This is a genomic window from Inquilinus sp. (assembly GCF_057815775.1).
The window spans coordinates 1-1,599 of sequence record NZ_JBYRFX010000094.1 but is presented as its reverse complement, the minus strand read 5'-3'; the positions used below and the strand labels follow the sequence as shown (position 1 = coordinate 1,599).

The following is a 1,599-nucleotide window of genomic DNA, read 5'->3' as shown; positions in this document are numbered from 1 at the left end:
TTGACCGCGAAGCCGCGGATGTCGCGTTCGGCATCGGCCGCCCCGCGTTCGCCGGCGACGGTCGAGAACCGGACGAACAACGGCGTCTGCTTGCCGACCTGGGAAAAGATCTTGGCCCGGGTGTAGCGGCTGATGTCCTGTGTGACGGTGAAGGTGCCATGGGCGCCCCAGCCCTTGGCGTGCATGCGGCGTTCCGGGATCACCTCCCGGTCGAAATGCGCCATCTTCTCGATCAGCCAGACATCCTGCAGCAGGGCGGGGCCGCGCGGGCCGGCGGTCAGGATGTTGGTGTTGTCGGCGACCGGGGCGCCGGTCGCGTTGGTGAAGGGTTTCTGGTCGGACATGGGCGGGTCTCCTGCTGGCGTTCGGCGAAGGCTTGAAAGGGCGGCCGCGATTGTTCCGGCAAGGCTAGGCGGGGTCCCGCGGGGCCGCAATTCGACCGATCCGCCGGATGCTGCCATTCGACCGTCCATTCAGGACAGGGCCGCGGAGCCGGGCGGCCTTCCCAGCACGCATCCCATATGCTCCAGTGTGCCGTCTCCCGGCCCGCGCCGGGCCGCAGCCGGAGCATCCGTCGATGTCGCAGAGCGTCCTGATCACCGGTGCCGGGGGCAATCTCGGCCGCAAGCTGATGGGTCATCTGCTGGCCGGCGGCCGGTACAGCCGCGTGCTTGCCGTCGACCGTCCCAGCCATGCGCCGGCCGCCGATGATCCGCGGGTCCAGCCGGTCGAGGCCGATCTGAAGGACGTGAACGACAGAAGCTGGCGTGAGGCGCTGGCCGGTGTCGACGGCGTGGTCCATCTGGCGGCGCAGAATCCCTGGCCCGATGCGCCGTGGGAAGACGCTGCCGCCTCCTTCGACATGACCGCCAATCTGGTCGAGGCCGCGGCCGAGGCCGGGGTGCGCCGCCTGGTGTTCGCGTCGTCCAACCATGTGATGGGGCAGTACAAGGACCCGCCGCTGGCCGACGGGCTGGCGGCTGGGGGCCTGCGCACCGACCTGCCGCCCGGCCCAGGCACGCGGCAGTTCAACGGCCGCCAGGTGGTGCAGCCCTCCGCCTACGCAACCTCGAAGCTGATGGGCGAGCGGCTGTGCCTAGCGCGGGCCGCCCTGTCCCGTGGCGCCTTCACCACGGTCAGCCTGCGCATCGGCTGGTGTCAGCCGGGCGAGAATCTGCCGGAAACGCTGAGTGCGGCGGGCGTGCCGGGCGACGCGGCCGCGGTCGATCCGGACGAGGCGCGCAACCTGCGCTGGTTCCGCAACATGTGGCTGTCGAACCGCGACCTGCTGGCGGTGATCGAGCGGGCGCTGCTGGCCGATGCCGCCGGTTGGCCGACGCCGGGCATCGTGGTCAACGCCATGTCCGGCAACACCGGCATGGCGTGGGACATCGAGGCCACGCGCCGGCTGATCGGCTACCAGCCCCAGGACAATGTCTGGGACCATGTGAGCTGAAGCGGGGTCCGCACGAGAGACGTGCGGGCCCCTTTCCGGATCAGGCGGCCTTGATGAGGCCGAGCTGGGTCAGCGCCGTGACCCCGTCATCCAGGCCGATCTCCTCGACGATCTTGCCGTCCTTCAGGCGCAGGACGATGCAC

Annotated in this window: 2 protein-coding genes; one reads left to right on the top strand and one right to left on the bottom strand. The window is 70.1% G+C overall.

The annotated features are described in order from the left end of the window. Positions 1–344: catalase (locus tag AC3XYG_RS03420; protein ID WP_489138410.1), on the bottom strand; the 344-nt coding region annotated here is incomplete at its 3' end. Positions 345–577: 233 nt separating this feature from the next. Between AC3XYG_RS03420 and AC3XYG_RS03415 the strand changes: the two genes are divergently transcribed. Further along, positions 578–1,456: an NAD-dependent epimerase/dehydratase family protein gene (locus AC3XYG_RS03415; RefSeq protein WP_489138409.1), complete on the top strand. Its 879-nt coding sequence runs from the start codon at positions 578–580 to the stop codon at positions 1,454–1,456. The last annotated feature ends 143 nt before the right edge of the window (positions 1,457–1,599 follow it).

Excerpts from the sequence above, each read along its gene's own strand:
- AC3XYG_RS03415 (WP_489138409.1), top strand. The coding sequence starts at position 578 with ATGTCGCAGAGCGTCCTGATCACCGGTGCCGGGGGCAATCTCGGCCGC.